5 protein-coding genes are annotated in these 3,695 nt (G+C 58.1%); all 5 read left to right on the top strand.

Features of this window, described 5'->3' with window-relative positions; genetic code table 11:
* Positions 1-389: hypothetical protein (locus QME66_12865; GenBank protein ID MDI6809843.1), on the top strand; the 389-nt coding region annotated here is incomplete at its 5' end.
* Between the two features lie 26 nt (positions 390-415).
* Positions 416-2,326, top strand: coding sequence for an Hsp70 family protein (locus tag QME66_12860; GenBank protein ID MDI6809842.1), 1,911 nt, complete (start codon positions 416-418; stop codon positions 2,324-2,326).
* An 8-nt stretch (positions 2,327-2,334) separates the two neighbouring features.
* Positions 2,335-2,673 carry a nucleotidyltransferase domain-containing protein gene (locus QME66_12855; GenBank protein ID MDI6809841.1) on the top strand — a complete coding sequence of 113 codons (339 nt, stop codon included), beginning with the start codon at positions 2,335-2,337 and terminating at the stop codon, positions 2,671-2,673.
* Positions 2,663-3,064 carry a HEPN domain-containing protein gene (locus tag QME66_12850; protein ID MDI6809840.1) on the top strand — a complete coding sequence of 134 codons (402 nt, stop codon included), beginning with the start codon at positions 2,663-2,665 and terminating at the stop codon, positions 3,062-3,064. Before QME66_12855 ends, QME66_12850 begins: the two co-directional genes overlap by 11 nt.
* A gap of 429 nt (positions 3,065-3,493) precedes the next feature.
* On the top strand, positions 3,494-3,695 hold a 202-nt coding region (locus QME66_12845), incomplete at its 3' end, for a helix-turn-helix domain-containing protein (GenBank protein MDI6809839.1).

The following is a 3,695-nucleotide window of genomic DNA, read 5'->3' as shown; positions in this document are numbered from 1 at the left end:
CGAAGACCAGCGCTTTGGCGTTGGCGGCGTGGAAGCGGGCACGCGCAAATCTTCAGCATCTCGGCATCGAACTGGCGACCGCCATTGTCCATCACGACCAAGACCCGGTGTATACCAGTCACGAGTGGTTGCGCCACGTTCGCTTGCAGGATCATGTCCGGGTGTCCTATGCGCTCAACGGAGCTCGGGACAACACCGAGATGGAATCCTTCAACAGTCACTTCAAAGAGGAGAATGCGTCGATCCTCTGGGACCAGAGGGATCTCATCGGTGTGATTCGAGTTGTCGAACGGGGCATGCTGTACTATAAGGATATCCGGCGTCACGCTTCCTTGGGGAATGTTTCGCCTGCTCAGTTCTTGAAACAACATGGCTTTCAGCCTCGATGAGGCGTTAGTATAAACTAGCCTTCAAAGTGGTTCGAAAAACGGGGCGCACCGCCGTTGTCAATCACGGCGGTGACAACTACCTGGGCGGTTCGGACATTGACAGGATGCTCATTGACAAGCTGATCATACCCGCGCTAGCGAAAGACTACAATTTCCCGGAACTTTCTCGCGCGAACAAGCGTTGGCGTGCCACCTTGGCCCGTTTGAAGAATCAGGCCGAAGCTGCGAAGATTCAACTGTCCCGTAGTGATTCCGCGTTCTTGGAATGTAAACTCGAACACGCAGAAGGCCAAAGCGTTGACTTCGAGTCCAAACTGACGCGGAATGCCCTTGTGGAAGTCGCAGAGCCTTTTGTCCTTCGTTCCGTCGACATCTGCAAGCGCGTCCTTCAAGAGAAGAACATGGCACCCAGCGCAATCGAGAAGGTCATTCTCGTTGGCGGCCCGACGCTCGCGCCTCACTTTCGGGAAATCCTGCGCGGGCAGTTGGGAATCCAACTCGACCATAGCGTTGACCCGTTGACAGTGGTTGCACGCGGCGCGGCAGTGTTTGCGGGAACTCAACGCATCGAAACGGCTGGCGCTCCAAAGGCCGTTGCCGGCCAGTTCGTCTTGGACCTGAAATACAAGCCGGTCGGCGCGGACGAAGACCCCACCGTGCGCGGCGAGGTACGCGCCGGGTCCGACTCCAGTGTCGAAGATTTCACGATAGAGTTTGTGAATCAGAAGACTCATTGGCGCAGCGGCAAGATTCCCCTCAGGACCGACGGCCGGTTCAAGTTGAACCTTCTGGCCGAAAAGGGCGGTCAGAACACATTCGGAATTGAACTGTTTGACGCGAGCGGGACAAAGCAAATTGTCCATCCCGACAGTCTGACTTACACCGTGGGCATGGCGATTTCCGAGCAGCCTTTCTGCAATGCTGTCGCCGTCGCCTTGGCTAACAATGAGAAGGAAGTCTTCTTCAAGAAGGGTGACGCCTATCCGGCGACACACAGCTACCGAGGCTTCAAGACGACGTACGCTCTCCGCAAGGGCGAAAGTGGCGATATGCTTCGCATTCCCGTCGTGGAGGGCAACGAGGAGAAGGCCGACTGGAACCGCAAACTTGGTGAACTCGTTATCGTGGGAGCACAGATCCGGCGTGACGTACCGGTGGGAAGCGATATCGAAGTCACTTTGCACGCGAAAGGTCCTGGTTCTCTGCTTGCCAAGGCATATCTCCCGTTGCTCGACGAGGAGTTCGAGGCGGTCATTGACTACAACACCAAGGACCCGGAAAGACGCCTGCTTCAGGAGCAGTACGACGCGGAAGCCAAGAGACTTGAAGACCTTGCCGACAAGGCAAGCGAAGCCGACGACAACGCCAATGCGCTGCTTGAGAAAGTGCCGGACATGGAGGAAGTGAGCGCGCTTCTTGAAGCGGCGAAGGGCGACCCGGATTCCGCCAACAAGGCGGAGAAGCGCCTCTTGGAACTTCGGATTCAACTGGACAAGGCAGAGGATTTGCTGAAATGGCCGGCTCTCGTGACAGAGGCAAAGAAGGCGCTGGACGAGTTGGACACTCTTATCGAACAGCACGGCAACAACGACCATCGGGAACGGGCCGAAAAGCTCCGAGAGCAGATTGACGAACTGGTCGAACAGAAGCGCTCGGAGCCGTTGCGGAAGAAGATGGAACAGCTTGCTGACGTCCATCGGGAGATTCTCTTTGACCAGCCGGGCTTCTGGCTCGGATTCTTCAACTACCTTCTTCACGAACGGGCCAAGATGAGCGACCAGCAGAGCGCGGAGCGACTCATCAATCAAGGCCGGCAGTGCATCAATGGCGGCAATGTGCAGGGCTTGCGCAATGTGGTTGCGCAACTGCTCGGCCTGTTGCCGCGCGACGTCGCCGAGACCATTCAAAGGGGTTACCAATCCGGCGTTCTGAAGTAGGAGGAACCATGATCGAAACAAACGCACGAACCGCCGTCGCCGATCCGCTGTCGGAATCGGTTCGCCGCTTGCGCGGCAGTATGCCCGCAGAGCGTATTTACCTTTTCGGCTCCCGCGCCCGCGGTGAGGCCACAGAGGAGAGCGACTTCGACTTCCTTGTCGTCGTTCAAGATTCGCCGCTGCCGCGCTACAAGCGGGAGCAGCAGGCATTCCGTGCCCTGTGCGACATTGGAATTGCCAAGGACGTGCTCGTTTTCACGCGAAGGGAGTTTGAGAAGGGATTGGCTGTCGTGACATCCCTGCCCGCTACCGTCGCGCGCGAAGGGAGGCTGATCTATGGCGGATGAAAAGAGCCAGGAGGTGCAGGCTTGGCTTGCGAAGGCGGATAACGACCTGCGAGGCGCGGAGGTTGACTTGGCAGCCGATCCGCCATTGGTTGAAGACGCGCTGTTCCACTGCCAGCAGGCGGCAGAGAAGGCCATGAAAGCCTTTCTGACAGCACACGATACCACCTTCCGCAAGACGCATGATCTCGACGAACTGGCGTCCGCTTGTGAGCAGATTGACGCTTCCTTGAGAGACGCCCTCAATCCTACCCGCGACCTGACGGTCTTTGCCTGGGAATTCCGTTACCCCGGTTCAGACGAAGCGCCCCCGGAGGCCGAGGCCCATGATTCCCTGATTCTGGCCCGGTCCGCCGTGGACGCCATCCGGGAACGGTTGCTGAAGATCATCTGAACCAAGTCGAAGCATGAGGCCTGGAAGACTGAGGAATGACACCGGAAGGCCAATCAAGCGAGAAGCCGGAGGAGCTTCGGGCACCCGAAGTGGTCAGACCCTTGGCCGCGAGACAGGATGCCCAGCGACGGGATAAAGACGCTCAGAAGGTCCCCGCCGCAAAACGTCAGCAAGAACCCCCCGTCGAAAGTGCGTATTCCGCGATGATCCGGACACTGAATCCGCGATCATTCCGGACACCGAATCCGGGACGTGTCCGGACAGTGAATCCGGGACGATACCGGACAGTTTTGGGGCTTGACCGGAATGGGGACCGGCAGGATTCCGGAATGGGAAGCGGAGAAGAGTAGCGACGCTGGATAACTGAGACGTATCGTTTCGCCTTTCTACAACAGAAAGGAGAGACGAATGTCCAGAAAGCAGTTGTCCATGCGTAAGATCAGTGAAGTAGCGAGGCTGAATGCCTCGGGGTTGAGCATCCGGCAGATTGCGCGCAGTTGTAATGTGGCGCGCAGCACGGTGGCCGAATACCTGGAGCGGCTGGAGGCCAGCGGACTTGGGTGGCCTCTGCCACCGGAACTGACGGAAGAGGAATTGGAGGTCCGGCTCTTCCGGCAGGCCCAGACGCGCG

The sequence above is a fragment of the Candidatus Eisenbacteria bacterium genome, from assembly GCA_030017955.1.
GTDB lineage: Bacteria > Eisenbacteria > RBG-16-71-46 > JASEGR01 > JASEGR01 > JASEGR01.
This window is presented reverse-complemented; position numbering and strand designations above follow the sequence as displayed.

Coding starts and splice junctions, on each gene's coding strand:
- QME66_12855 (MDI6809841.1), top strand. CDS start 2,335: ATGATCGAAACAAACGCACGAACCGCCGTCGCCGATCCGCTGTCGGAA.
- QME66_12850 (MDI6809840.1), top strand. CDS start 2,663: ATGGCGGATGAAAAGAGCCAGGAGGTGCAGGCTTGGCTTGCGAAGGCG.